The sequence below is a fragment of the Enterobacter cloacae complex sp. SHL022 genome (assembly GCF_049237785.1).
GTDB classification, from domain to species: Bacteria; Pseudomonadota; Gammaproteobacteria; order Enterobacterales; family Enterobacteriaceae; genus Enterobacter; species Enterobacter hormaechei_C.
Genome location: NZ_JBMKJH010000003.1, coordinates 212,762 through 238,608, shown reverse-complemented (window position 1 = coordinate 238,608; position 25,847 = coordinate 212,762). Strand labels below are relative to the sequence as shown.

The 25,847-nt window shown below is 56.3% G+C and carries 23 protein-coding genes and 2 pseudogenes; 14 read left to right on the top strand and 11 right to left on the bottom strand.

Annotated features, from left to right (window positions below; all coding sequences use genetic code 11):
- The first annotated feature begins 38 nt into the window (after positions 1-38).
- The 5 genes from prfC (at position 39) to ACOTZD_RS07935 (ending at position 4,791) form a co-directional block, all read left to right on the top strand.
- Entirely contained in the window at positions 39-1,628 is a 1,590-nt protein-coding gene (gene prfC / locus ACOTZD_RS07955; RefSeq protein ID WP_003856562.1) for a peptide chain release factor 3, read from the top strand.
- 304 nt (positions 1,629-1,932) lie between these two features.
- A complete protein-coding gene (gene osmY / locus ACOTZD_RS07950) occupies positions 1,933-2,550 on the top strand; it encodes a molecular chaperone OsmY (RefSeq protein ID WP_003856559.1) in 618 nt (205 codons plus the stop codon).
- Positions 2,551-2,675: 125 nt separating this feature from the next.
- Positions 2,676-2,837 carry a DUF1328 domain-containing protein gene (locus ACOTZD_RS07945; protein WP_003856556.1) on the top strand — a complete coding sequence of 54 codons (162 nt, stop codon included), beginning with the start codon at positions 2,676-2,678 and terminating at the stop codon, positions 2,835-2,837.
- Positions 2,838-2,959: 122 nt separating this feature from the next.
- Positions 2,960-4,012, top strand: a complete 1,053-nt coding sequence (locus ACOTZD_RS07940) for a patatin-like phospholipase family protein (RefSeq protein ID WP_003856550.1) — start codon at positions 2,960-2,962, stop codon at positions 4,010-4,012.
- Complete coding sequence (locus ACOTZD_RS07935) at positions 4,009-4,791, top strand: TatD family hydrolase (protein WP_045342575.1); 783 nt, start codon at positions 4,009-4,011, stop codon at positions 4,789-4,791. Before ACOTZD_RS07940 ends, ACOTZD_RS07935 begins: the two co-directional genes overlap by 4 nt.
- On the opposite strand, the gene ACOTZD_RS07930 is transcribed toward ACOTZD_RS07935, so the two are convergent.
- Both ACOTZD_RS07930 and ACOTZD_RS07925 read right to left on the bottom strand, forming a co-directional pair.
- Entirely contained in the window at positions 4,786-5,646 is an 861-nt protein-coding gene (locus ACOTZD_RS07930) for a YjjW family glycine radical enzyme activase (RefSeq protein WP_045342576.1), read from the bottom strand. The genes ACOTZD_RS07935 and ACOTZD_RS07930 overlap by 6 nt on opposite strands.
- The gene (locus ACOTZD_RS07925) at positions 5,621-7,156 is read right to left on the bottom strand and encodes a YjjI family glycine radical enzyme (RefSeq protein ID WP_045350430.1); all 1,536 of its coding nucleotides are present in this window, start codon (positions 7,154-7,156) and stop codon (positions 5,621-5,623) included. The genes ACOTZD_RS07930 and ACOTZD_RS07925 overlap by 26 nt, the downstream gene beginning before the upstream one ends.
- Before the next feature lie 262 nt (positions 7,157-7,418).
- On the opposite strand from ACOTZD_RS07925, the gene deoC reads away from it, so the two are divergent.
- From deoC to deoD, 4 genes are all read left to right on the top strand, one after another.
- Complete coding sequence (gene deoC / locus ACOTZD_RS07920) at positions 7,419-8,198, top strand: deoxyribose-phosphate aldolase (protein WP_003856543.1); 780 nt, start codon at positions 7,419-7,421, stop codon at positions 8,196-8,198.
- A 99-nt stretch (positions 8,199-8,297) separates the two neighbouring features.
- Positions 8,298-9,620: a thymidine phosphorylase gene (gene deoA, locus ACOTZD_RS07915; protein WP_045345982.1), complete on the top strand. Its 1,323-nt coding sequence runs from the start codon at positions 8,298-8,300 to the stop codon at positions 9,618-9,620.
- A gap of 53 nt (positions 9,621-9,673) precedes the next feature.
- Positions 9,674-10,897 carry a phosphopentomutase gene (gene deoB, locus ACOTZD_RS07910; RefSeq protein WP_003856540.1) on the top strand — a complete coding sequence of 408 codons (1,224 nt, stop codon included), beginning with the start codon at positions 9,674-9,676 and terminating at the stop codon, positions 10,895-10,897.
- A 125-nt stretch (positions 10,898-11,022) separates the two neighbouring features.
- A complete protein-coding gene (gene deoD / locus ACOTZD_RS07905; protein ID WP_022650368.1) occupies positions 11,023-11,742 on the top strand; it encodes a purine-nucleoside phosphorylase in 720 nt (239 codons plus the stop codon).
- 41 nt (positions 11,743-11,783) lie between these two features.
- Here deoD and ACOTZD_RS07900 read toward each other — a convergent pair.
- The 7 genes and pseudogenes from ACOTZD_RS07900 to ACOTZD_RS07870 all read right to left on the bottom strand — a co-directional run.
- Positions 11,784-11,882, bottom strand: a pseudogene (locus ACOTZD_RS07900) (hypothetical protein); the annotation flags it as partial.
- 86 nt (positions 11,883-11,968) lie between these two features.
- Positions 11,969-12,307 (bottom strand): annotated as a pseudogene (locus ACOTZD_RS07895) (FimD/PapC C-terminal domain-containing protein); the annotation flags it as partial.
- A 59-nt stretch (positions 12,308-12,366) separates the two neighbouring features.
- Positions 12,367-12,600, bottom strand: coding sequence for a hypothetical protein (locus ACOTZD_RS07890; RefSeq protein ID WP_023315354.1), 234 nt, complete (start codon positions 12,598-12,600; stop codon positions 12,367-12,369).
- Between the two features lie 77 nt (positions 12,601-12,677).
- The gene (locus tag ACOTZD_RS07885; RefSeq protein WP_023315355.1) at positions 12,678-13,367 is read right to left on the bottom strand and encodes a DUF1120 domain-containing protein; all 690 of its coding nucleotides are present in this window, start codon (positions 13,365-13,367) and stop codon (positions 12,678-12,680) included.
- A 57-nt stretch (positions 13,368-13,424) separates the two neighbouring features.
- The gene (locus ACOTZD_RS07880; protein ID WP_022650372.1) at positions 13,425-14,111 is read right to left on the bottom strand and encodes a DUF1120 domain-containing protein; all 687 of its coding nucleotides are present in this window, start codon (positions 14,109-14,111) and stop codon (positions 13,425-13,427) included.
- A 238-nt stretch (positions 14,112-14,349) separates the two neighbouring features.
- Positions 14,350-15,366 (bottom strand): lipoate--protein ligase LplA, encoded by a 1,017-nt coding sequence (gene lplA / locus ACOTZD_RS07875; RefSeq protein WP_023324128.1) that lies wholly within the window; start codon positions 15,364-15,366, stop codon positions 14,350-14,352.
- A gap of 39 nt (positions 15,367-15,405) precedes the next feature.
- On the bottom strand, positions 15,406-16,050 hold the full coding sequence (locus ACOTZD_RS07870; RefSeq protein WP_015572615.1) for a YtjB family periplasmic protein: 645 nt from the start codon (positions 16,048-16,050) through the stop codon (positions 15,406-15,408).
- A 117-nt stretch (positions 16,051-16,167) separates the two neighbouring features.
- Between ACOTZD_RS07870 and serB the strand changes: the two genes are divergently transcribed.
- From serB to nadR, 3 genes are read left to right on the top strand one after another with little or no spacing between them, the layout of a single operon-like run.
- Entirely contained in the window at positions 16,168-17,136 is a 969-nt protein-coding gene (gene serB, locus ACOTZD_RS07865; RefSeq protein WP_003856524.1) for a phosphoserine phosphatase, read from the top strand.
- A gap of 11 nt (positions 17,137-17,147) precedes the next feature.
- On the top strand, positions 17,148-18,533 hold the full coding sequence (gene radA, locus ACOTZD_RS07860) for a DNA repair protein RadA (RefSeq protein ID WP_003856523.1): 1,386 nt from the start codon (positions 17,148-17,150) through the stop codon (positions 18,531-18,533).
- 35 nt (positions 18,534-18,568) lie between these two features.
- The gene (gene nadR / locus ACOTZD_RS07855) at positions 18,569-19,801 is read left to right on the top strand and encodes a multifunctional transcriptional regulator/nicotinamide-nucleotide adenylyltransferase/ribosylnicotinamide kinase NadR (protein WP_003856522.1); all 1,233 of its coding nucleotides are present in this window, start codon (positions 18,569-18,571) and stop codon (positions 19,799-19,801) included.
- Between the two features lie 97 nt (positions 19,802-19,898).
- Here nadR and ACOTZD_RS07850 read toward each other — a convergent pair whose 3' ends face one another.
- Positions 19,899-20,900, bottom strand: coding sequence for a zinc-binding alcohol dehydrogenase family protein (locus ACOTZD_RS07850; RefSeq protein ID WP_022650375.1), 1,002 nt, complete (start codon positions 20,898-20,900; stop codon positions 19,899-19,901).
- A 108-nt stretch (positions 20,901-21,008) separates the two neighbouring features.
- Between ACOTZD_RS07850 and ACOTZD_RS07845 the strand changes: the two genes are divergently transcribed.
- Positions 21,009-21,908 carry a LysR family transcriptional regulator gene (locus tag ACOTZD_RS07845; protein ID WP_022650376.1) on the top strand — a complete coding sequence of 300 codons (900 nt, stop codon included), beginning with the start codon at positions 21,009-21,011 and terminating at the stop codon, positions 21,906-21,908.
- 91 nt (positions 21,909-21,999) lie between these two features.
- On the opposite strand, the gene ettA is transcribed toward ACOTZD_RS07845, so the two are convergent.
- Entirely contained in the window at positions 22,000-23,667 is a 1,668-nt protein-coding gene (gene ettA / locus ACOTZD_RS07840) for an energy-dependent translational throttle protein EttA (RefSeq protein ID WP_003856515.1), read from the bottom strand.
- A gap of 226 nt (positions 23,668-23,893) precedes the next feature.
- On the opposite strand from ettA, the gene sltY reads away from it, so the two are divergent.
- A complete protein-coding gene (gene sltY, locus ACOTZD_RS07835; RefSeq protein WP_174402126.1) occupies positions 23,894-25,831 on the top strand; it encodes a murein transglycosylase in 1,938 nt (645 codons plus the stop codon).
- The last annotated feature ends 16 nt before the right edge of the window (positions 25,832-25,847 follow it).

Genomic DNA, 25,847 nt, shown 5'->3' with positions numbered 1-25,847 from the left:
CGCGGCCTGCTGCCGCGCTTACCTAAGAAGAATTGATTATGACGTTGTCTCCTTATCTGCAAGAGGTGGCCAAACGCCGCACTTTTGCCATTATCTCGCACCCGGATGCCGGTAAAACGACCATCACCGAGAAGGTGTTGCTGTTCGGACAGGCGATCCAGACCGCGGGTACCGTTAAAGGCCGTGGCTCCAGCCAGCATGCTAAATCCGACTGGATGGAGATGGAAAAGCAGCGTGGTATTTCGATTACCACCTCCGTGATGCAGTTCCCGTATCACGACTGTCTGGTGAACCTGCTGGACACCCCGGGGCACGAAGACTTCTCCGAAGATACCTACCGTACCCTGACGGCGGTGGACTGCTGCCTGATGGTGATCGACGCCGCGAAAGGTGTTGAAGATCGTACCCGCAAGCTGATGGAAGTCACCCGTCTGCGCGATACGCCGATCCTCACCTTTATGAACAAACTCGACCGTGACATCCGTGATCCGATGGAGCTGATGGATGAAGTGGAAAACGAGCTGAAGATTGCCTGCGCGCCAATCACCTGGCCGATTGGCTGCGGCAAGCTGTTCAAAGGGGTTTACCACCTCTATAAAGACGAAACCTACCTGTACCAGACCGGTAAGGGTCACACCATTCAGGAAGTGCGCATCGTGAAAGGTCTGGACAACCCGGATCTGGACGCAGCGGTCGGTGAAGAGCTGGCCGCGCAGCTGCGCGATGAGCTGGAGCTGGTTAAAGGCGCGTCGCACGAGTTCGACCGAGAGCTGTTCCTGAGCGGTGAAATTACCCCGGTCTTCTTCGGTACCGCCCTCGGCAACTTCGGCGTTGACCATATGCTCGACGGTCTGGTGGAGTGGGCCCCGCAGCCAATGCCGCGTAAAACCGACACCCGCGAAGTAGAAGCAAAGGAAGAGAAGTTCTCCGGCTTCGTCTTTAAAATTCAGGCCAACATGGACCCGAAACACCGCGACCGCGTTGCCTTTATGCGCGTGGTCTCCGGTAAGTACGAGAAGGGCATGAAGCTGCGTCAGGTCCGTATCGGTAAAGACGTGGTGATCTCCGACGCGCTGACCTTCATGGCAGGCGACCGTTCGCATGTAGAAGAAGCCTATCCGGGTGACATCATTGGTTTACACAACCACGGTACCATTCAGATTGGCGATACCTTCACGCAGGGCGAGATGATGAAGTTCACCGGTATCCCGAACTTCGCGCCAGAACTGTTCCGCCGCATTCGCCTGCGCGATCCGCTGAAGCAGAAGCAACTGCTGAAAGGCCTGGTCCAGCTTTCCGAAGAGGGGGCTGTACAGGTGTTCCGCCCTATTGCTAACAACGATCTGATCGTGGGCGCGGTGGGTGTGCTCCAGTTTGACGTGGTGGTTGCCCGTCTTAAGAGCGAGTACAACGTGGAAGCGATTTACGAATCGGTGAACGTGGCGACCGCCCGCTGGGTTGAATGTTCAGACGTGAAGAAATTCGAAGAATTTAAACGTAAGAACGAAGTTCAGCTGGCGCTGGACGGTGGCGATAACCTGACCTATATCGCCCCGACCATGGTTAACCTGAACCTGACGCAGGAACGTTATCCTGATGTTCAGTTCCGCAAAACGCGCGAGCATTAATTCCCTCTCAGAGCACGGCAGCCGCCGTGCTCTTCTTTAATTCCTGTGTTATTAAACCCTTGCGGAATGTTCTTAATTCACCGCAATTTTTCGCTATTCGTTCGTTTTTTCCCCAATTCTGAATGCACCCCTCTGATTGTGATCTATATTTAACTCAGTGTTTAGCACCGGGCGTGGATGAATTAACTGTTCAATGCATGTCCATTGGTTCTCCATTTTGCCCCGGTGTTAATTCGCAATATATAAAACCAAGATTTAGGGAAGTATGTCGCCCAAATAACGGGCAAAACACAGGAATAAATCGATGAATATGACAAGACTGAAGATTTCTAAAACTCTGCTGGCTGTAACGTTGGGTAGTGTCCTGGTAAGCGGTTCTGCTCTGGCGGAATCCAGCACCATGGATAAAGCGCAAAGTTCCGCCAATACCGCAGGGGAAAAAATCGATAGCTCTATGAATAAAGTCGGTAATTTCATGGATGACAGCTCAATCACAGCAAAAGTGAAAGCCGCACTGGTGGATCACGACTCCATTAAGAGCACCGATATTTCTGTTAAAACCGACAACAAGGTTGTCACCCTGAGCGGTTTCGTTGAAAGCCAGACCCAGGCCGAAGAAGCCGTTAAAGTGGCGAAAGGCGTTGAGGGCGTAAGCTCCGTCAGCGACAAACTGCACGTACGTGACAGCAAAGAATCGTCCGTGAAGGGCTATGCCGGAGATGCAGCAACTACCAGCGAAATCAAAGCTAAACTGTTAGCTGACGACATCGTGCCATCCCGTATGGTGAAAGTTGAAACCACCGATGGTGTGGTCCAGCTGTCCGGTACGGTTGAGAATCAGGCACAAAGCGATCGTGCCGAGTCAATTGCGAAAGCGATTGATGGTGTGAAAAGCGTCAAAAACGATCTGAAAACGAAGTAAAGCAGTACCATTCGCCCGTCAGGCTGAAAACCGCGGGCGAAATAAAAACGATTCTGGAAAAGCCGGTGAGTGACCTGAGCGCTCACGTTTAGCGGCCGACATTAACTATGGTAAAGGAGAGGCTTATGTTTCGTTGGGGCATTATATTTCTGGTTATCGCGTTAATTGCCGCCGCATTGGGCTTTGGTGGACTGGCGGGTACCGCGGCATGGGCAGCGAAAATTGTCTTCGTCGTCGGTATTATTCTGTTCCTGGTCAGCCTGTTTACGGGTCGACGTCGCCCGTAGCAAACGCAATATTTACTAAACAAACTCAAGCCAGTCCTCGTGACTGGCTTTTTCTCGTTTGAGAACCACCGGGGAAGTGCGTTACTGTGTCTCATCACAATAATGAAAACAGGAAGGCAGAGGTGGGGCAACGAATTCCCGTTACGCTCGGCAATATTGCGCCGCTGACGTTAAAACCGTTTCATGCAGGCCAGCTTGCGCTGGTCTGTGAAGGGGGCGGGCAGCGCGGTATTTTCACTGCCGGCGTGCTCGACGAATTTATGCGCGCGCAATTCAACCCGTTCGATCTCTATTTCGGCACCTCTGCCGGGGCGCAGAACCTCTCCGCCTATGTCTGCAACCAGCCCGGCTATGCGCGCAAAGTGATTATGCGCTATACCACCTCGAAAGAATTCTTCAATCCGGTACGCTTCGTGCGCGGCGGGAACCTGATCGATCTCGACTGGTTACTGGATGCCACCTCCAGCCAGATGCCGCTGGCCATGGATACCGCGTCACGACTGTTCGATACCGGCAAAGAGTTCTGGATGTGCGCCAGCCGTGGCGATGACTATTCGCCGGGTTACTTTTCGCCGCAGAAAGAGAACTGGCTGGATATCATCCGCGCGTCCAGCGCGATCCCGGGATTCTACCGCACCGGCGCGTTGCTGGAGGGGATAAGCTATCTTGACGGTGGTATCAGCGACGCGGTGCCGGTACAGGAGGCGGCGCGGCGCGGGGCAAAAACCATTGTGGTGATCCGTACGGTGCCTTCGCAGATGTATTACACCCCACAGTGGTTTAAGCGGATGGAACGCTGGCTGGGCGACAGCAGCCTGCAACCGCTGGTGAATATTGCGAAGCAGCATGAAACCACCTACGGCGCGATGCAGCGTTTTATTGAAAAACCACCGGGCAAGCTGCGCATCTTTGAAATTTATCCGCCGAAGCCGCTGTTGAGCATGGCGCTGGGCAGTCGGTTGCCTGCGTTGCGTATGGATTACAAAACGGGGCGGCTGTGCGGGCGTTACTTCCTGGCGACCGTCGGGAAAATGCTGGCCGAGCAACCGCCTCTTCATCGGCATAAAAGCATCATTTTGCCGCCTGCCGTTGTGGCCAATGACGCGGTGGCGATGCCGCTGGTGGACGCGCCGCAGGCCAACGATGGCTTACTCGATAACGAGGATCTGGCGTGACGCACTGCTTTATCGATACCCATTGCCACTTTGATTTCCCGCCGTTTAGCGGGGAGGAAACATCCAGTCTTGCGCGTGCGGCTGAGGCCGGTGTGAGAGCCATTATTGTGCCCGCTATTGAAGCGGCGAGATTCGAGAAAGTTCTGGCGCTTGCCCGGGGGCACGATGCGCTGTATGCCGCGTTGGGTCTGCATCCGATCGTTATTGAGCACCATCTTGATGACCATCTCGACAGGCTGGATGCCACGCTGCAAAACGCGGATACGAAGCTGGTTGCCATCGGTGAGATCGGCCTCGATCTCTATCGTGAAGATCCGCAGTTTGAACGCCAGCAGACGATTCTGGACGCGCAGCTCCGGTTGGCAAAGCGCCACGATCTGCCGGTGATCCTCCACTCCAGACGTACCCATGACAAACTGGCGATGCACCTGAAGCGCATCGACGTGCCGCGCAGGGGCGTGGTCCATGGTTTCGCTGGAAGCCTTCAGCAGGCGCAGCGTTTTATCGAGCTGGGCTATAAAATTGGCGTCGGTGGCACCATTACCTATCCGCGTGCCAGCAAAACCCGTGATGTGATGGCACAGCTCCCGCTGACCTCGCTCCTGCTGGAAACGGATGCGCCTGACATGCCGCTGAATGGTTTTCAGGGCCAGCCTAACCGCCCGGAGCAGGCGGCGCGCGTTTTTGATGTGCTGTGTGAGTTGCGTCAGGAGCCTGAAGATGTGATTGCCAGCGCGCTGCTGGAAAATACCCGAGCGGTCTTCGGCATCACGCTATAGATAAAGGGCCGGGCGGATCACCGTGATCTGCTGCCGTTCCAGGGCCTGCGCCAGCGGCTCGATGTCCTCCGGCGTGGCGCTCCGCCATCTCGCCGCCTCCCCGTAAACCCCATGGGCATGAAACGCGTTGATCCGCACCGGAACGTTCCCCAACGTGTGGATAAAAGCGGTCAGCGATGGCAGATGTTGCAGATAATCACACCGATCGGGGATCACCAGCAGGCGCAGCTCCGTCAGGCGATGACGATCGGCCAGCCAGCGGATGCTCTGCTTGATCAGCGTGTTTTCGCGCCCGGTCAGAAAACGGTGATGTTCATTGCCCCAGGCTTTCAGATCCACCATCGCGCCGTCAAACACCGGAAACAGCTTTTGCCAGCCGGTTTCGCTTAACAGGCCGTTGCTGTCCACCAGGCACGTCAGATGGCGCAGGGACGGATCGGCTTTGATTGCGGTGAAAAGCGCAACCAAAAACGGCAGCTGCGTGGTGGCCTCACCCCCGCTGACGGTCACGCCCTCAATAAACGGCGCGCACGTGAGAACCCGGGAGAGGATCTCCTCGACGCTATAGCGCTGCGCCATCGGCGTCGCCTGCTTCTGACACAGGTGCAGGCAGGTGTCGCACTGCTGACAGTGACTCTCCTGCCACCAGATGCGCCCGGCCTGAATCGTCAGCGCATCATGCGGACAGTGGGGTACACAGTCGCCGCAGTCGTTGCAGCGCCCTATCGTCCACGGGTTGTGGCAGGTTTTGCAGCGCAGGTTACAGCCCTGGAGGAACAACGCCAGGCGGCTGCCCGGCCCGTCCACGCAGGAGAAGGGTATGACCTGACTAACTAAAGCGCATCTGCTGTTCATGACTTATCACGCGCGGCTGACGTTCCAGAATACGGGTATTGCGCGCGGCCTCCTCGCCGAGCCAGGTGGTGTTGGTGCGCGAGCCGGCCTCCCGGTATTTCTCCAGATCGGAGAGCCGCACCATATAGCCGGTAACGCGCACGAGATCGTTACCCGCAACGTTGGCGGTAAACTCGCGCATCCCCGCCCTGAACGCGCCGAGACAGAGCTGGACCACTGCCTGCGGGTTACGTTTTACCGTTTCATCCAGCGTCAGAATGTCGCTGATCCCGGAAGCGTAGTGCTTGTGGTGCGGCGCAACGGCCAGCAGGTGGCTGATGGGATCCGGCTCGTCGCCGTAGGGCAGGCGCGCGCCCGGCGTGGTGCCCGAGTCAGAGCTGATCCCCGACTGCGCATGAAGCATCGCGCGCTGCTTCCAGCCGTGTTTCACCGGCGTGTTTTCGACAAACGCCGCAAGCTGTTCACTGATGCGGTAGCCCAGCGCATTGGCCTGTTCGTTCTTACCGTAACGTCCCGTAATGCCTGCTTTCTGGCACAGCACGTTCACCGCTTCGGCCAGACCGTACATGCCAAACATCGGCACAAAACGATCGGCATCAATCAGCCCCTCTTTCACCAGGAAGCTATTCTCAAAGAAGCCGGATTGTTGATACAGGAAATCGCAGCGCGCATTGATGATCGCGATTTGTTGCTGGCAGTAGTGGGGAAGGGTACGGGTGAAAAAGTCTTCCGGTGAGCGGCTGTGTTCCGCAATCGCTTTCAGGTTTAGGCGCACCAGCGTGCTGCCGCCGCCCGCCAGCGGCAGGGAGTTGTAACAGCTCACCACGCCATAGCGACCTTTTGTGAAAATTTTATCATTCACCGGGCCATTAGAAATATGCGGCTTACTACATTCACAAATGTTTTTCGCCACGCTCAGCAGCAGATCGCTGGGGGTTACATCCGGGTCGTAGATAAAGGTCAGGTTCGGCGCAACCTGCTTCAGTTCTGCATCCGCGCGAAGGATGGCTCGGGTGACAGGCGTATCCGCCGGGCCGATATTGGCATGCATAAACGCATCGGGCAGCGTTCTGTCCAGGTAACGCCAGAAACGTTTTATTCGGCTATCGATTTCATCCTGTGTTAGAATTTTAACATAGGGGCTGAGTATTTCATCGAGCTGGCCCAGATAGACCGGCATCGATGTGACGGACGGAACATGGTGATAAAGGATAGTGAGCAGCGAGAGGGCATCATCCAGATCTTTCGCCCCTTCCAGCTCCAGCCATTCTGAGCCGTTAGCCAGAAATTTAGCGTAGTCCGGCAGCACGTAGCGCGGTTTGTAAGGCGCATGGCCTTCGAACATGTCGCAGATGAATCCCTCGTCCAGTGCGGCGCGGGCCGCCTCTGGCAGAGCGGGATAGGGCAGATTGTTCTCCGCTTCCAGCGCCAGAAAATGACGTTTTTGTTCTGGGGTTAACACCGGGCTGGTCACAATGTGCTGGCAACGTTGTTGCAGGGCGTCGGGCATGTTCACTTCCTTGGTTGTTCTGCGGATAGTGAACGAATTGTAGGAAGCCAGCCTGGTGGCGCTTTTGATCAGAAAGGGGATATCGCCGATTTAGTCAGCAATTAACGCACTAAAATTTGAAGCAGATCTCATTACAGTAATGCAAATTTGCACACAGTTTTCATTAACTGTGATGAATGTCGAAGTGTGGATGCGGGTGAATGTTAGAATACTCACAGACCCGCAAGGTAAAATTTATACGGCACTGCCGTTGGAGAATGTTATGACCGATTTAACTGCAAGCAGCCTGCGCGCGTTGAAACTGATGGACCTGACCACCCTGAACGATGACGACACCAATGAAAAAGTCATCGCCCTGTGCCATCAGGCGAAAACGCCAGTGGGTAACACCGCCGCCGTCTGTATCTATCCGCGCTTCATCCCGATTGCCCGCAAAACTCTGAAAGAGCAGGGCACGCCGGATGTGCGCATTGCCACCGTAACTAACTTCCCGCACGGCAATGACGATATCGAGATCGCGCTGGCAGAAACCCGCGCAGCGATTGCGTACGGCGCAGACGAAGTTGACGTGGTATTCCCGTACCGCGCGCTGATCGCCGGCAACGAGCAGGTCGGTTTTGACCTGGTGAAAGCCTGTAAAGACGCATGTGCGGCAGCAAACGTGCTGCTTAAAGTGATCATTGAAACCGGCGAGCTGAAAGAAGAGGCGCTGATTCGTAAGGCGTCTGAAATCTCCATCAAAGCGGGCGCGGATTTCATTAAAACCTCTACCGGTAAAGTGCCGGTCAACGCTACCCCGGAAAGCGCACGCATCATGATGGAAGTCATCCGTGATATGGGCGTGTCCAAAACCGTTGGCTTCAAACCGGCAGGCGGCGTGCGTACCGCAGAAGACGCTCAGCAGTTCCTGGCGATTGCCGACGAGCTGTTCGGCGCCGACTGGGCGGACTCCCGCCACTACCGCTTCGGCGCGTCCAGCCTGCTGGCCAGCCTGCTGAAAGCGCTGGGTCACGGCGACGGTAAGAGCGCAAGCAGCTACTAAGTTGAATTGCCGGGTGGCGCTACGCTAACCCGGCCTACAGGATCGTGGGGCGGGTCAACATACCCGCCGCCATTCACCCGATTCCGCATGGAGGTTACCGTGTTTCTCGCACAAGAAATTATTCGTAAAAAACGTGATGGTCATGCATTAAGCGACGAAGAAATCCGCTTTTTTATCAACGGCATTCGTGATAATACCATCTCTGAAGGGCAGATTGCGGCTCTGGCGATGACCATTTTCTTCCACGATATGTCGATGCCTGAGCGCGTGTCGCTGACCATGGCGATGCGAGATTCAGGAACCGTTCTGGACTGGAAAAGCCTCAACCTCAACGGCCCGATTGTGGACAAACACTCCACCGGCGGCGTGGGCGACGTGACCTCCCTGATGCTTGGCCCGATGGTGGCAGCCTGCGGGGGTTACATCCCGATGATTTCCGGGCGCGGCCTGGGCCACACCGGCGGTACGCTCGACAAACTGGAAGCCATTCCGGGCTTCGATATCTTCCCGGATGACAACCGCTTCCGCGACATTATTAAAGACGTTGGCGTGGCGATTATCGGCCAGACCAGCTCTCTTGCTCCGGCAGATAAGCGTTTCTACGCGACGCGTGACATTACCGCGACCGTAGACTCCATCCCGCTGATCACCGCCTCTATCCTTGCCAAAAAACTGGCGGAAGGTCTGGATGCGCTGGTGATGGATGTGAAAGTGGGCAGCGGCGCGTTTATGCCGACCTATGAACTCTCTGAGGCGCTGGCCGAAGCGATCGTTGGCGTTTCCAACGGCGCGGGCGTGCGCACCACCGCACTGCTGACGGACATGAACCAGGTGCTGGCCTCCAGCGCCGGTAACGCGGTTGAAGTCCGCGAGGCTGTGCAGTTCCTCACAGGCGAATACCGTAACCCGCGCCTGTTCGATGTCACCATGGCGCTGTGCGTTGAGATGTTAATCTCCGGCAAGCTGGCCAAAGACGACGCTGACGCGCGCGCGAAGCTTCAGGCGGTGCTGGACAACGGCAAAGCGGCGGAGATCTTTGGTCGGATGGTGGCGGCGCAGAAAGGCCCGACCGACTTCGTGGAAAACTACGCGAAATACCTGCCCACCGCGATGCTCAGCAAAGCGGTCTATGCGGACAGCGAAGGCTTTGTCTCGGCTATGGATACCCGCGCGCTCGGCATGGCTGTCGTGTCTATGGGCGGCGGTCGTCGTCAGGCATCGGACACCATTGATTACAGCGTCGGCTTTACCGATATGGCCCGTCTGGGTGACTGCGTTGACGGCCAATGTCCGCTGGCGGTGATCCACGCGAAAGATGAAGCCAGCTGGCAGGACGCGGCGAAAGCGGTGAAGGCGGCAATATCTCTTGACGATAAAGCACCGGAAACCACACCGACGGTCTATCGTCGTATCACTGAATAGCGGTATACTGATCTGATCGCATTTTTATGAAGCACTAAGTACGGAGAACAATTATGAAACGTGCATTTATTATGGTGCTGGACTCATTCGGCATCGGCGCAACCGAAGATGCAGAACGATTTGGTGACGTGGGTTCCGATACCCTGGGTCACATCGCGGAAGCCTGTGCAAAAGGCGAAGCGGACAACGGTCGTAAAGGCCCTCTGAACCTGCCAAACCTGACCCGTCTGGGGCTGGTAAAAGCGCATGAAGGCTCTACCGGTAAGATCGCAGCCGGTATGGACGGTAACGCGGAAGTGGTGGGCGCCTACGCGTGGGCGCACGAGCTCTCTTCCGGTAAAGATACTCCGTCCGGCCACTGGGAAATCGCCGGCGTGCCGGTGCTGTTCGACTGGGGTTACTTCTCCGATCACGAGAACAGCTTCCCGCAAGAGCTGCTTGATAAGCTGGTGAAGCGCGCCAACCTGCCGGGCTACCTCGGTAACTGCCACTCTTCCGGTACCGTGATTCTGGACCAGCTCGGCGAAGAGCACATGAAAACCGGCAAGCCGATTTTCTATACCTCTGCTGACTCCGTTTTCCAGATCGCCTGCCATGAAGAGACGTTTGGCCTGGATAAACTGTACGAGTTGTGCGAAATCGCCCGTGAAGAGCTGACCGAAGGCGGCTACAACATTGGCCGCGTTATCGCGCGTCCGTTTATCGGCGACAAAGCGGGTAACTTCCAGCGTACCGGCAACCGTCACGATCTGGCCGTGGAGCCACCGGCGCCGACCGTGCTGCAAAAACTCGTCGACGAGAAAGACGGTCACGTGGTTTCCGTGGGTAAAATCGCGGACATTTACGCCAACTGCGGCATTACCAAAAAGGTCAAAGCGACCGGTCTGGATGCGCTGTTCGACGCCACCATCAAAGAGATGAAAGAAGCGGGCGATAAGACCATTGTCTTCACCAACTTCGTGGACTTCGACTCCTCCTGGGGCCACCGTCGCGACGTCGCCGGTTATGCTGCGGGTCTGGAGCTGTTTGACCGCCGTCTGCCAGAGCTGATGGAGCTGGTGGGAGAAGATGACATTCTGATCCTGACCGCTGACCATGGCTGTGACCCGACCTGGACCGGTACCGACCACACCCGTGAGCACATTCCGGTGCTGGTGTACGGCCCGAAAGTCAAACCGGGCTCGCTGGGTCACCGTGAAACCTTCGCGGACATCGGCCAGACGATTGCGAAATACTTTGGTACGTCTGACATGGAATATGGCAAGGCTATGTTCTAAACGGATTGGGTGAGGCCTGATGCCCTCACCCCGACCCTCTCCCACAGGGAGAGGGAAAACAGAATGTAGGCCGGGTAAGGCGCAGCCGCCACCCGGAAAAAACAACAATGTAAAAGGAACTGAAGATGGCAACTCCTCACATTAATGCAGAAATGGGTGATTTCGCTGACGTCGTATTGATGCCGGGCGACCCGCTGCGCGCGAAGCACATTGCAGAAACCTTCCTCGAAGACGTGCGTGAAGTGAACAACGTGCGCGGCATGCTGGGCTTCACCGGTACCTATAAAGGCCGCAAAATCTCCGTGATGGGTCACGGCATGGGTATCCCATCCTGCTCCATCTACACCAAAGAGCTGATCACCGATTTCGGCGTGAAGAAAATCATCCGTGTCGGCTCCTGCGGCGCGGTTCGCATGGACGTTAAGCTGCGTGACGTGGTGATCGGCATGGGCGCGTGCACCGACTCTAAAGTCAACCGCATTCGCTTTAAAGATCATGACTTTGCGGCCATTGCTGACTTTGACATGGTGCGTAACGCGGTTGACGCGGCAAAAGCGCTGGGCGTAGACGCGCGCGTGGGCAACCTGTTCTCTGCCGATCTGTTCTACTCGCCAGAAGGCGACATGTTCGACGTGATGGAAAAATACGGCATTCTGGGTGTGGAAATGGAAGCGGCCGGTATCTACGGCGTGGCGGCTGAATTCGGTGCGAAAGCGCTGACCATTTGCACCGTGTCTGACCATATCCGTACTCACGAGCAGACCACCGCTGCCGAGCGTCAGACCACCTTCAACGACATGATCAAAATCGCGCTGGAATCCGTTCTGCTGGGCGATCAAGAGTAATTTCGTTTTCTTCAGGGGGGCAGGTTTGCCCCCTATGGTGCTTACTTCGTCAACACTTCCCACATCAAATTGCTTTCCAGCGTCACCGTATCACCTATGTGATTAAACTGGCGGTCATTCAGCACCGGGGTGAGGGTGAGCTGGCACTCATCGGCGGACCACGAGGCAGGCGTAAAAAGCGTAGCCATTAGCGAAAAAGTCATCAGTAAATGTTTACCAAGGTGTTTCATTTACAGACTCCTTTAGCAGTTTCATAAAACGATTCTTTGTCCTGAGTCTCACTCAGGGATTAATCGATGCGGCAGATGCGCTGCATATTATCGTCAACGGCATAAAGTGCCGGGCTATTGGACATATCAGTGACAAAAACACGCCCGCTGTCCACCGCGCTGACCAGGTAGTTGTTTTTCTCATCCACGATACTGGTCCCTTTTGACAGTCACGAGCCGTCTGCACGTTTCACTTCGAGCATTACGCGACGGGTATTCAGTACTTTGAAATCCAGCTCCCTGAAGGCTGTATGGGCGACAGAAATGTTCTTGATGCCGTTGGGCAGATCCTGACTCAGGTTAAAGCCGATCCACATATGTTTATCGGTGTTTTTCGGCGGGATAGCCTCAAGGGTCACGCGTTTAACGTCACGCCTGTATCGTCAGGAAGATCGACAATGATGGTATAGATCAGGGCCGGGAAGGTGTCGGTATTTTTTACGTTCATGGTGCCGCTGTGAGTCGACTCTTCAATAACCAGCAGCGTGGTTTCTGGCACCATTCCGGCGGCATACGCCTGAGCAAAGAGAGCAGAGAATAATAACGGTGCGGCAATGACGCACTGAGCGATCGTGGTTTTAACTGACATCAAGATTAATCCTTTAACCTGACAAAATACCTCCTCTGTTAAGAGGAGGCATAGTTCACACTTTATCGGGTTGATAATCAGAGATATTTAACGGTAATCGTGGCCTGACCATCCAGGTTGGTATCATCGGTAATCGCGAGGGCCGCGGTATTCTGAATCGCCAGGGAGGTTTTCAGCGGAAATACTGCGGTCGTGAAAGGCAGCGGCGCAGTGGTGCCGGAAGCGGCCACGGTCATCATTTCCATGTTGGCGTTTTTGATGATACCGGTAGCGGTTTTCTGCCAGGACGGGCTGTCCACGGTACCGGAGATAACGTCTGATTTCACGCCGTCGGCGGTGACGTTCGCCACATCAGCAAAGATGGAGTAAGCGCCAATTTTCACGCCGCGCGCGGTTTTGCCCACGCCGTAGGACTGGGTGGTGTCGGAAACGTTGCCGCCCGCCGCGTCTGCGGTGTTAATGGTGATCACAGAAGCACCCGGATGGGTGTCTGCGCGGTCATCGCTGATGGTCCAGCCAGCTTTAGTGGCTACCGGGCAGGTGATGGTCAGGGAGATATCTTTCTGACCCAACTGGTTAACGCTGGTCGCGGAAAGATCCGCCAGGTGGATAAGACCATAATCCACCTCGCCGCCGCCGCTTAACTGCGGGGTGCAGGCGGCAACGGAGAGTAAACCGGTCACTTTCAGTACGGCGGTAGAGGCGGCGTTAGCGGCAGTTGCGGAGAGGGCCAGCGCAACGGCAGTGGCAACTAAAATCTTTTTCATTGTTGTTCCTTAACAAATGCAGGCCATCACGCTCAGTTCACAAGCGAAATGAGCCAGTTACAGATAATGCAAAGTGATGGTGGCCTGGCCGTCGATCGGGGTATCGTCGGTAATCGCCAGGGTGTCAGTTTTCTGCACCGCCAGCGCAACGCGCAGCGGGAATACGGCATTCATAAAGGGAACCAACGTCCGATCACTGCTATTTAGTGCGCTATACTGGATAGAACCGTCACTATGAGTGACGAGCTGCGAACCCGTATTCGCAAGTAACCACATTGGATCATCTGCTATCGCAGAATAACCTAATGCTTTGACGTTTCCATCTACGGTTACATTCGAATTCATACCCACGGAGTAAGCGCCGATATTGACGCCGCCAGCCGTTTTACCTACGCCGTACTGGTTAGTTGAACTCCATGCCTGATCGCCCGCGAAAGTGGCGTTATCGATGGTCATTTTCTTCATTGAATCTGCGTGATCATCGGTAATGGACCACGCTACTTTCGTTGCGGCAGAGCAGTTGATAGTCAGAGAAATATCTTTATAACCCAGCTGGTTATCTGCCGTTGCGGAGAGCGAGCTGATATATTTAGTGCCGAAATCAACGACAGCGCCATCGCTCAGCGTTGGGGTACAGGCGTTGTTGGTTAATACGCCTTTTAATTTTAATACCGCAGTAGAGTCGGCATGTGCAGTCGCAGAGAGGGTCATTGCAACAGCGGTTGCAATAATGATTTTTTTCATCGTTAATCCTTAACGTTCGAAACAGACGTGTGGAGAAGAAATAGAAAAACTATTTCTTGCTGTCTATTATTCTAGAGGAAAAGTTAACTTTACATTAAGGAGTGTTAATTTTTGAATGTAATTCCCCTTAATATATAAGCTATAAATATATATTTTGTGTATGTTCCCTGTTTATTTATATTCGTGTGTTAATTTTCAGGAATAAGGGAAGCGTATTCACTTCCCTTATTTGTTTTTATTAACGCACCGCGCCAGCGATCCATTGGGAGAGATCCCGTAGCTCCCGCTCGTGGTCCGGGAAATCCACCCACAGCGCTTCGCACGCCTGTTGCAGACTGTCTGCATGGTACAGACAGCCCTGTAAACGTGCGGCCAGCGCCTCCAGCGGTGCAGGATTGAGACTATCCGTAAAGACCTGCGTGCGGGTAATATGGCCCTTCTCCACGTCAAAGTGCAGTTCCACGCCGCCCCAGGTAAACCGTTCGTCCAGCAGGTGTGAAAAGGCCGGTGCCTGGCCGAAGTTCCACTCCCAGCTGCTCTGGCGCGCAAAGGTTTCCGCGAAGTTGGGCAGGTCCGGTGTTTTGTCAGGGGAGATCACTTCAGCTTCTACCCGCTCACCGTAATGTTCGAAGAAGGCTTCACGGATCGCATCGCAAATCTGCTCATGAGTAATCCCGGGCAGCAGTTCCACCAGATTCGCCACGCGACCGCGCACGGAGGTAATTCCCTTAGCCTGGAGCTTTTTCTTATCTGGATTAAGGTAGTTAGCCAGACGGCTCAGATCGGCATTCAGCAATAATGTGCCGTGGTGGAATCCCCGATCCATCGTTTCGCGATAGGCAGAGCCGGATACCTTGCGGTCGCCATCGGGCGTTTTGACCACCAGATCGTTACGTCCCGAGGCTTCAGCCGTCACGCCGAGCGAATTGAGCGCATTAAGCACAATGGAGGTCGAGATGGTTTTGTCGTATTCCGGCTTGCCCGCCATAAAGGTAAAGCAGGTATTGCCCAGATCGTGGAATACCGCACCGCCGCCGCTGCTGCGGCGCGCCAGGCGGACGTTGTCCTCTTCCATACGGCGGGTGTTACACTCTTTCCACGGATTTTGCGCGCGGCCAATAACGACCGTATCAGCGTTGCGCCAGAGAAACAGGACGCGCTGGGTGGCAGGCATCTGGCGGAAGATGCACTCTTCTACCGCCAGGTTAAACCAGGGATCGTAAGAGTCAGAGATTAGCAGGCGTAACGTCGACATGGCAGAGTTCCTTTTCCGAATCATCCGCCTACTTTATCACTATTCTTTCTTCTCGCTCTCTTCCTCTTCGGGAACCGACTTGCTGGCGGTTAACAGGAACGGTGACTGCTGCCAGCGGGTGCGCTTGCCCTGGAGCAACGTACGTGCCAGTACCACGCCAATCGCCAGCGAGAGCAGCAGCATCAGGCGCAAAATATTGGTGGTGTTATCTACCTGTTTGGCTTCGGTTGGCAGGGTGTGGGTGTCGAGTGTCAGACGTAAATAGCCGAGCGGACCATTTTTGCCCTGAATGGGTTCGACGATTTGTTGGTTGAAATAACCACCGGCTTTTTTGCCGTCCAGCGCCAGCCTGTCGCGCACGTCGACATGCTCACCCGCGCGGGCAATCAGGTCGCCCTGTTCATCGTACACGCCCGCATCCAGAATGCGGCTGTTTTCCGTAAGCTGGCGCAATACCTGGGCTATTCGCTTATCATCCGGCGTTTCGGTGCGCATAGACGGCGCAACGTTGAGCGTCACCTGGCGCGCCAGCGTCCGGGCCAGCTCCTCAAACTGCGGGTTACGCTGTCGTTGGTGATTCTGGCTAAACCAGGATGCCCCCTGCATCAGCGCCACTAATAGTGCGAGACAGATCAGGACAATCACGGCGCGATGAAGCCGGAATTTTAGTTTTGCGCGAGCCATATTCCACCTGCTTAAAATTTACGGCTTAATGTTGCCAGAAGTGATGGTTACAGGGTAGCCTCATGCGTTATTTTCCCTCTGGAACCTTCCGGCGCGAACGAAATTACAGGAGCTTCAATGCCGAACATTACCTGGTGCGACCTGCCAACGGATGTCTCTTTATGGCCAGGATTGCCGCTCTCTTTAAGTGGCGATGAGGTGATGCCTCTCGATTACCACGCTGGCCGTAGCGGCTGGCTGCTGTACGGACGCGGCCTGGATAAGCAACGCCTCACCCAGTATCAAACCAAACTGGGCGCAGCGATGGTCATCGTTGCGGCCTGGTGTGTGGAAGATTATCAGGTCATTCGCCTGGCGGGTTCCCTGACGCAGCGCGCCACGCGTCTGGCGCACGACGCCGGGCTGGACGTTGCTCCCCTCGGCAAAATTCCGCACCTGAAAACGCCCGGCCTGCTGGTAATGGACATGGACTCCACCGCCATTCAGATCGAGTGTATTGACGAGATTGCTAAACTGGCGGGCAGCGGAGAGCTGGTGGCGGAAGTCACCGAGCGCGCGATGCGCGGCGAGCTGGATTTCACCGCCAGCCTGAGACAGCGCGTGGCGACCCTGAAGGGGGCCGATGCTAACATTTTGCGTCAGGTGCGCGATGAACTGCCCCTGATGCCTGGGCTTACGCAGCTGGTACTCAAGCTGGAGACGCTCGGCTGGAAAGTGGCGATTGCCTCCGGCGGGTTCACCTTCTTTGCCGACTACCTGCGTGACAAGCTGCGTCTGACCACCGTGGTGGCAAACGAGCTGGAGATCATGGACGGCAAACTCACCGGACAGGTCATCGGCGACATCGTGGATGCGCAGTACAAAGCCAATACGCTGACGCGTCTGGCAGAGAAATATGCCATCCCGGTCGAGCAGACCGTCGCCATCGGCGATGGCGCGAACGATCTGCCGATGATTAAAGTTGCCGGGCTGGGTATTGCCTACCATGCCAAACCGAAAGTGAATGAAAAGACGGAAGTCACTATCCGTCATGCTGATCTGATGGGGGTGTTCTGTATTCTCTCCGGCAGCATTAATCAAAAATAACGAGGTAAACCGTGGCGAAAGCTCCAAAACGCGCATTTGTCTGTAATGAATGTGGTGCGGATTATCCGCGCTGGCAGGGGCAATGCAGCGCCTGTCATGCCTGGAACACCATCACCGAAGTGCGTGGTGTGGCGGCTTCGCCGAGCGTGGCCCGCAATGAACGGCTGAGCGGCTATGCGGGCAATGCAGGCGTGTCGAAGGTACAAAAACTTTCGGATATCAGCCTTGAGGCGCTGCCGCGCTTCTCAACCGGATTCAAAGAATTTGACCGCGTGCTCGGCGGTGGTGTAGTGCCGGGCAGCGCTATACTCATCGGCGGTAACCCGGGCGCGGGTAAATCGACCCTGCTGCTGCAAACGCTCTGCAAGCTCGCCGAACAGATGAAAACCCTGTACGTCACGGGGGAAGAATCACTCCAGCAGGTGGCGATGCGCGCGCACCGCCTCGGCCTGCCGACCGGCAATCTGAATATGCTGTCGGAAACCAGCATCGAGCAGATCTGCATGATCGCCGAAGAAGAGCAGCCGAAGCTGATGGTGATCGACTCCATTCAGGTGATGCATATGGCTGACATTCAGTCGTCACCGGGAAGCGTGGCGCAGGTGCGTGAAACCGCGGCCTACCTGACGCGCTTTGCCAAAACGCGCGGCGTGGCGATTGTGATGGTTGGTCATGTGACCAAAGACGGCTCGCTGGCGGGACCGAAAGTGCTTGAACACTGTATCGACTGCTCGGTGATGCTCGATGGCGATGCGGATTCCCGTTTTCGTACCCTGCGCAGCCATAAAAACCGCTTTGGCGCGGTGAATGAGCTGGGCGTGTTTGCCATGACCGAGCAGGGGCTTCGCGAAGTCAGCAACCCGTCGGCCATCTTCCTGAGCCGTGGCGACGAGATCACGTCCGGGAGTTCGGTGATGGTGCTGTGGGAAGGAACGCGTCCGCTGCTGGTTGAAATTCAGGCGCTGGTGGATCACTCGATGATGGGCAATCCGCGGCGCGTGGCGGTCGGTCTGGAACAGAACCGCCTGGCGATCCTGCTGGCGGTGCTGCACCGTCACGGCGGTCTGCAAATGGCGGATCAGGATGTGTTCGTCAACGTGGTTGGTGGGGTGAAGGTTACGGAAACCAGCGCGGACCTGGCGCTGCTGCTGGCAATGGTCTCCAGCCTGCGCGACAGACCGTTGCCGCAGGATCTGGTGGTATTTGGTGAGGTAGGGCTGGCCGGCGAGATCCGCCCGGTGCCGAGCGGTCAGGAGCGTATCTCCGAAGCGGCAAAACATGGCTTCCGCCGCGCGATTGTTCCGGCCGCCAACGTGCCGAAAAAAATTCCGGAAGGGATGCAGGTTTTCGGCGTTAAAAAACTCGCAGATGCGTTAAATGTCTTTGACGACTTATAATTACGTATTCGATTTTGCAGGAGGCACCGTAATTTATGTCATCATTTGACTACATCAAGACCGCTATCCGCCAGAAGGGCTGCACGTTGCAGCAGGTGGCGGACGCCAGCGGCATGACCAAGGGCTACCTGAGCCAACTGCTGAACGCCAAAATCAAAAGCCCCAGCGCGCAGAAGCTGGAAGCGCTGCACCGTTTTCTGGGGCTTGAATTTCCGCGGATGCAAAAGAACATTGGCGTGGTGTTCGGTAAGTTCTACCCGCTGCATACCGGGCATATCTATCTGATCCAGCGCGCCTGTAGCCAGGTCGACGAGCTGCATATCATCATGGGTTATGATGAAACCCGCGATCGCCAGCTGTTTGAAGACAGCGCCATGTCGCAGCAGCCCACCGTGCCGGACCGCCTGCGCTGGCTGCTTCAGACCTTTAAATATCAGAAAAATATTCGTATTCATGCCTTTAACGAAGAGGGCATGGAGCCGTATCCGCACGGCTGGGACGTGTGGAGCAACGGCATCAAAGCGTTTATGGAAGAGAAGGGCATTGCGCCTAACTGGATCTACACCTCTGAAGAGTCCGACGCGCCGCAGTTCCGCGAGCATCTGGGTATCGAGACGGTGCTGATCGATCCTAAACGCACCTTCATGAACATCAGCGGGGCGCAGATTCGCGAGAACCCGTTCCGTTACTGGGACTACATCCCGACCGAGGTGAAGCCGTTCTTCGTGCGTACGGTGGCGATCCTCGGCGGCGAGTCGAGCGGGAAATCGACGCTGGTCAATAAGCTGGCGAACATCTTCAACACCACCAGCGCGTGGGAGTATGGCCGCGATTATGTCTTTTCACACCTTGGCGGCGACGAGATGGCGTTGCAGTATTCCGACTACGATAAAATCGCGCTCGGTCATGCCCAGTACATTGATTTCGCGGTGAAATACGCCAATAAAGTCGCCTTTATTGATACCGATTTCGTCACCACGCAGGCGTTCTGCAAAAAGTACGAGGGGCGCGAGCACCCGTTTGTGCAGGCGCTGATTGACGAATACCGCTTTGACCTGGTGATCCTGCTGGAAAACAACACCCCATGGGTGGCCGACGGCATGCGCAGCCTGGGCAGCTCCGTGGACAGGCGTGAGTTCCAGACCATGCTGGTAGAGATGCTTAACGAGAACAACGTTGAGTTTGTCCATGTGGAAGAGTCGGACTACGACACCCGTTTCCTGCGCTGCGTCGAGCTGGTGAAGGAGATGATGGGGGAGCAGGGGTAAAAGATTTACCCCTCACCCTAACCCTCTCCCAAAGGGAGAGGGGACTTTAATCACCCTCTCCCTTTAGGAGAGGGCCAGGGTAAGGGAATCAGTCCAATCAATACTCAACCACCACCTTCCCACGCATATGCCCCTCCAGCACCTTGCGGTGCGCTTCGGTAATGCTTTCCACGCTTAGCCCGTGCAGCGTTTCGCTGAGCGAACTTTCCACTACGCCGTTATCCACCAGCTTCGCGACTTCGTCCAGGATCTCTCCCTGACGCGCCATATCCGCCGTCTGATACATGCTGCGGGTGTACATAAATTCCCAGTGCAGCGCGGCGGATTTGGACTTCAGCTTGTCCTGGTTCAGCGGATGTTCATTCTCAACGATGGAACAGATATGCCCCTGCGGTGCAATCAGGTCGCTGACCGCATCCCAGTGCCCGTCGGTGTCGTTGAGGATGAAAATGTAATCCACAAAGGTCAGCCCGTGCTTCGCCAGTTCGCCTTTCAGATCGCGGTAGTTCACCACCACATCTGCACCGCGATCGCGGCACCACCGGGCGGAATCTTCACGGGACGCCGTTGCGATCACCTTTACCTTGCTGTTGTGCTTCGCAAACGGGATCGCCAGCGATCCCACCCCGCCCGCGCCGCCAATAATCAGCAGCGTTTTATCTGCGTCGGCATCCTGAATCTTCAGCCGTTCAAACAGGCCTTCCCACGCGGTGAGCGCCGTCAGCGGCAGTGCAGCCGCGGCGGCCCAGTCAAGGCTTGCAGGCTTGTGCCCGACAATGCGCGCATCGATCAGCTGATGTGTGGTATTGCTGCCCGGTCGGGTGATATCCCCCGCGTACCACACTTCGTCACCCGGTTTGAATCCGGTGACGCCAGCCCCAACGGCTTTTACGATCCCGCTGGCATCCCACCCGAGAATGCGCGGCTCCTTCAGCCCGCTTTTAGCAATGCCTGCATGTACCTTGGTGTCCACCGGGTTTACGGAGACGGCTTTCACCTCCACCAGCAGATCGTGTTCGCCGGGCTGCGGCATCGGCGGGGTGATTTCAACGAAGGTGGAGGGATTTTCTGGGTTAACGGCAATGGCTTTCACTGACATGGTGTGCTCCTCAATGGCATTCGTTTTGTTGAGGCTAGTCTATTAAGTGGTCAGCCGCATGATAAGATGGACAATCCAGAACTCAGCGTTCGTACAGAGTGAACAATCATGTTTAAACAGCTTCAGGATATGGCACTGTTTGCGCTGGTGGCCGAGATGGGCAGCTTTACCGCGGCGGCGCAGAAGGCGGAACTGCCAAAATCCAGCGTCAGCCAGCGCATTAGCCAGCTGGAGCAGCAGGTGGGGATCCGTCTGTTGAATCGCACGACGCGCAGAATAAGCCTGACGTTTGCGGGCGAGCACTATCTGGTGCACTGTCGCGAGATGCTGGCGGCCAGCGAGCGCGCGGAGTATGCCATTCAGCGGCTGCGAGAAAACCCCAGCGGGCGGCTGCGGATCACCTGTCCGGCAGGAATTGGCGCGACGCTGCTGGCGCATATGAATGCCGAGTTCCAGCTTCGCTATCCGGACGTGTCACTGGATGTGTCGATCTCAGACGACGTGGTGGATCTGGTCGAGTCTGGCTTTGACGTTGCGCTGCGCACCGGCAAACCGCAGGATTCTTCCCTGATTGGCCGCATGATTGGGCACTGTCCGCGCTACATGCTGGCCTCGCCCGACTACCTGGCACGCCGGGAGCCGTTAATTCATCCCCGACAGCTGGTGGAGCATCGCTGCATTACGCACCGGGCATGGTCGGAGTGGCTTCTGCGAAGCGAGAATGAGGATTACCGCTACCTGCCGGATAACGCTCATATGACGGATAATCTGGTGTACGCCAGGGAATGCGCCATTGCCGGGGCGGGGATCACGCTGTTACCCGCATTCCTGCTGGAAGATAAGATCGAAAAGGGCGCGCTGGTGAAGGTGCTGTCGGCGTGGAGCGTTGAGGGAAACGATCTCTGGCTGGCCTACCCGAGCCGTAAGCTCAATTCGCCTGCGCTGATGAGCTATATCGACTTTGCGATGCAGTTTGATGAGGTGAAGCGGTATTACGTGGGCGGGTGATTTTGTGCGGCCTGATGCCCTCACCCTGGCCCTCTCCCACGGGGAGAGGGAACAAACATAAAAAACGGCAACCGAAGTTGCCGTTTTGGTTTTATTTCGCAATACGCTTGTACTTAATACGCTTCGGCTCAAGCGCGTCTGCGCCCAGCGTGCGTTTCTTGTACTCTTCGTATTCGGTGAAGTTACCTTCGAAGAACTCCACCTTACCTTCGTCCTGGTAGTCCAGGATGTGGGTCGCGATACGGTCCAGGAACCAGCGGTCGTGCGAGATAACCATCGCGCAGCCCGGGAACTCCAGCAGGGCGTTTTCCAGCGCGCGCAGGGTTTCGATGTCCAGGTCGTTGGTGGGTTCATCGAGCAGCAGAACGTTGCCGCCAACCTGGAGCAGTTTTGCCAGGTGCAGACGACCGCGCTCACCGCCGGACAGCTCGCCTACGCGTTTGCCCTGGTCGGTGCCCTTGAAGTTAAAGCGGCCAACATAGGCGCGGCTTGGCATCTCGGTGTTGCCGATACGCATGATATCCAGACCGCCGGAGACTTCTTCCCACACGGTTTTGCTGTTGTCCATCGCGTCGCGGAACTGGTCAACGGAGGCCAGCTTCACGGTCTCACCCAGGGTGATAGAGCCGCTGTCAGGCTGTTCCTGACCAGACATCATGCGGAACAGGGTGGATTTACCCGCGCCGTTCGGACCGATGATGCCGACGATAGCGCCTTTCGGAACGGAGAAGGTCAGATCGTCGATCAGCACGCGGTCGCCGTAGGACTTACGCAGGTTAGTCACTTCAACCACTTTATCCCCCAGACGAGCTCCAGGTGGAATAAACAGTTCGTTGGTTTCGTTACGTTTCTGGTATTCGGTGTTGTTCAGCTCTTCGAAGCGTGCCAGACGGGCTTTGCCCTTAGACTGACGGCCTTTCGCGCCCTGACGCACCCACTCCAGCTCTTTCTCAATAGACTTACGGCGGGCGGCTTCCTGAGACGCTTCCTGCGCCAGACGCTGGTCTTTCTGCTCCAGCCAGGAGGAGTAGTTGCCTTCCCACGGAATACCTTCGCCGCGGTCCAGCTCCAGGATCCAGCCCGCAACGTTGTCGAGGAAGTAACGGTCGTGGGTAATCGCTACCACGGTGCCTTCGAAGTCATGCAGGAAGCGCTCCAGCCACGCCACGGATTCGGCATCCAGGTGGTTGGTCGGTTCGTCGAGCAGCAGCATGTCTGGTTTTTCCAGCAGCAGGCGGCACAGCGCCACGCGGCGGCGTTCACCACCGGACAGGTTAGCGATTTTCGCATCCCAGTCTGGCAGACGCAGGGCATCAGCCGCGCGCTCCAGCTGCACGTTCAGGTTGTGACCATCGTGCGCCTGGATAATTTCCTCATATTTGCCCTGCTGAGCGGCCAGTTTGTCGAAGTCCGCATCCGGCTCGGCGTATTTGGCATACACTTCATCCAGACCTTTCAGGGCGTTAACCACCTCGGATACCGCTTCTTCAACGGATTCACGCACGGTGTGCTCCGGGTTCAGCTGAGGTTCCTGCGGCAGGTAGCCGATCTTAATGCCAGGCTGCGGACGGGCTTCACCTTCGATGTCTGTATCGATGCCGGCCATGATGCGCAGCAGGGTGGACTTACCGGCACCGTTGAGACCCAGAACACCGATTTTTGCGCCCGGGAAGAAGCTCAGCGAGATATTTTTAAGAATATGACGTTTCGGCGGGACAACTTTGCCGACACGATGCATGGTATAAACGAATTGAGCCACGTTGGACTTCGCCTCTTTTATCGTGATGAGAATGAATTTCAGCCTCGAAGTGTAGCCTTTTTCACGCCCTAATCCCAGCCAGGAACGTCGGGAGTGTTAAAACGCGCAAGAAAGGTAAAAAAGTGTCCATGACGTGGCGCGTTGTGGGATGCCTGGTTAGCATAAGTTGATGTAACTTTGACGTGGCAAGACGCTGCAACTGACGAAAAACAATGAGGAAGAGCTTGTGGAAAAAGCCAAACGGGTGGTCTGGCGTCTGCTGGCTGCCAGCGTATGCGTAATGGCGGTAAGCCAGGCGGTGCATGCCGATTCACTGGATGAACAACGTAACCGCTATGCCCAGATTAAACAGGCATGGGACAACAAGCAGATGGATACCGTGCAGGCGCTGATGCCGACGCTCAAGGATTATCCGCTGTATCCGTATCTGGAGTATCGCCAGATCACGGACGATCTGATGAACCAGCCGACCGTCACCGTGAATAACTTCATTCAGGCGAACCCGACCCTGCCGCCTGCGCGCACCCTGAAGTCCCGGTTCGTGAACGAGCTTGCCCGTCGCGAAGACTGGCGCGGCCTGCTGGCCTTCAGCCCGGACAAGCCGGGCGCGACGGAAGCGCAGTGTAATTACTATTATGCGAAATGGGCGACCGGTCAGCAGGAGGAAGCCTGGGTCGGTGCGAAAGAGCTGTGGTTGACGGGCAAAAGCCAGCCAAACGCCTGTGACCCGCTGTTCAGCGCCTGGCGCGCCTCGGGCAAGCAGGATCCGCTCTCTTACCTGGAACGTATTCGCCTGGCGATGAAGGCCGGGAACACGCGGCTGGTCACCGTGCTGGCGGGGCAAATGCCGGCGGATTATCAGACCATTGCGTCTGCCGTTATCGGCCTGGCAAACGATCCGAACACCGTCCTGACGTTTGCGCGTACCACCGGCGCGACCGATTTTACCCGCCAGATGGCGGCGGTGGCCTTTGCCAGCGTGGCGCGTGATGATGTGGAAAACGCCAGGCTGATGATCCCGCAGCTGGTGCAGGCCCAGCAGCTTAATGACGATCAAACTCAGGAGCTGCGCGATATCGTGGCATGGCGACTGATGGGAACAGATGTCACCGACGAACAGGCGCGCTGGCGTGATGATGCGGTGATGCGTTCAAACTCTGTCTCGCTGGTGGAGCGTCGCGTGCGCATGGCGCTGGGAACGGGCGATCGTCGTGGCCTCAATACCTGGCTGGCGCGTCTGCCGATGGATGCCAAAGAGAAAGATGAATGGCGTTACTGGCAGGCAGACCTGCTGCTGGAACGTGGTCGTGACGATGAAGCCAAAGAGATCCTCCACTCCCTGATGCAGCAGCGCGGATTCTACCCGATGGCGGCGGCGCAGCGTCTGGGCGAGGAGTACACCCTGAAGATCGACAAAGCGCCAGCCAACGCGAACCCGGCGCTGACGCAGGGGCCGGAAATGGCGCGCGTGCGCGAGCTGATGTACTGGAATCTGGATAATACCGCGCGCAGCGAATGGGCGAATCTGGTCACCAGCCGTACCACTGATGAGAAAGCGCAGCTTGCCCGCTATGCGTTCGATAATCGCTGGTGGGATCTGAGCGTGCAGGCGACGATCGCCGGCAAACTGTGGGATCATCTCGAAGAGCGTTTCCCGCTGGCTTATAAGGATCTGTTCGCTCGCTACACCAGCGGCAAAGATATTCCGCAAAGCTACGCGATGGCCATTGCCCGTCAGGAGAGCGCCTGGAACCCGAAAGTGCGTTCACCAGTGGGTGCCAGCGGCCTGATGCAGATTATGCCGGGCACCGCGACGCACACGGTGAAGATGTTTAATATTCCAGGCTACAGCAGCCCGTCCCAGCTGCTGGATCCGGAGACCAACATCAACATCGGTACCAGCTACTTGCAGTACGTCTATCAGCAGTTCGGTAATAACCGTATCTTCGCGTCAGCGGCGTACAACGCCGGGCCAGGCCGCGTGCGGACATGGCTTGGTAACAGCGCAGGGCGTATCGACGCCGTGGCGTTTGTCGAGAGCATTCCGTTCTCGGAAACGCGCGGCTATGTGAAGAACGTGCTGGCCTATGACGCCTACTATCGCTACTTCATGGGGCAGAAAGATACCCTGATGAGCGATGCCGAGTGGCAGATACGTTACTGATCGGCGTGGGTTGTGT

Excerpts from the sequence above, each read along its gene's own strand:
- serB (WP_003856524.1), top strand. The coding sequence starts at position 16,168 with ATGCCGAACATTACCTGGTGCGACCTGCCAACGGATGTCTCTTTATGG.
- ACOTZD_RS07885 (WP_023315355.1), bottom strand. The coding sequence starts at position 13,367 with ATGAAAAAGATTTTAGTTGCCACTGCCGTTGCGCTGGCCCTCTCCGCA.
- deoC (WP_003856543.1), top strand. The coding sequence starts at position 7,419 with ATGACCGATTTAACTGCAAGCAGCCTGCGCGCGTTGAAACTGATGGAC.
- prfC (WP_003856562.1), top strand. The coding sequence starts at position 39 with ATGACGTTGTCTCCTTATCTGCAAGAGGTGGCCAAACGCCGCACTTTT.
- ACOTZD_RS07880 (WP_022650372.1), bottom strand. The coding sequence starts at position 14,111 with ATGAAAAAAATCATTATTGCAACCGCTGTTGCAATGACCCTCTCTGCG.
- ACOTZD_RS07850 (WP_022650375.1), bottom strand. The coding sequence starts at position 20,900 with ATGTCAGTGAAAGCCATTGCCGTTAACCCAGAAAATCCCTCCACCTTC.
- deoD (WP_022650368.1), top strand. The coding sequence starts at position 11,023 with ATGGCAACTCCTCACATTAATGCAGAAATGGGTGATTTCGCTGACGTC.
- ACOTZD_RS07925 (WP_045350430.1), bottom strand. The coding sequence starts at position 7,156 with ATGCCCGACGCCCTGCAACAACGTTGCCAGCACATTGTGACCAGCCCG.
- ACOTZD_RS07890 (WP_023315354.1), bottom strand. The coding sequence starts at position 12,600 with ATGTCAGTTAAAACCACGATCGCTCAGTGCGTCATTGCCGCACCGTTA.
- deoB (WP_003856540.1), top strand. The coding sequence starts at position 9,674 with ATGAAACGTGCATTTATTATGGTGCTGGACTCATTCGGCATCGGCGCA.
- ACOTZD_RS07870 (WP_015572615.1), bottom strand. The coding sequence starts at position 16,050 with ATGGCTCGCGCAAAACTAAAATTCCGGCTTCATCGCGCCGTGATTGTC.
- ACOTZD_RS07930 (WP_045342576.1), bottom strand. The coding sequence starts at position 5,646 with ATGAACAGCAGATGCGCTTTAGTTAGTCAGGTCATACCCTTCTCCTGC.
- ACOTZD_RS07945 (WP_003856556.1), top strand. The coding sequence starts at position 2,676 with ATGTTTCGTTGGGGCATTATATTTCTGGTTATCGCGTTAATTGCCGCC.
- nadR (WP_003856522.1), top strand. The coding sequence starts at position 18,569 with ATGTCATCATTTGACTACATCAAGACCGCTATCCGCCAGAAGGGCTGC.
- lplA (WP_023324128.1), bottom strand. The coding sequence starts at position 15,366 with ATGTCGACGTTACGCCTGCTAATCTCTGACTCTTACGATCCCTGGTTT.
- ACOTZD_RS07845 (WP_022650376.1), top strand. The coding sequence starts at position 21,009 with ATGTTTAAACAGCTTCAGGATATGGCACTGTTTGCGCTGGTGGCCGAG.
- osmY (WP_003856559.1), top strand. The coding sequence starts at position 1,933 with ATGAATATGACAAGACTGAAGATTTCTAAAACTCTGCTGGCTGTAACG.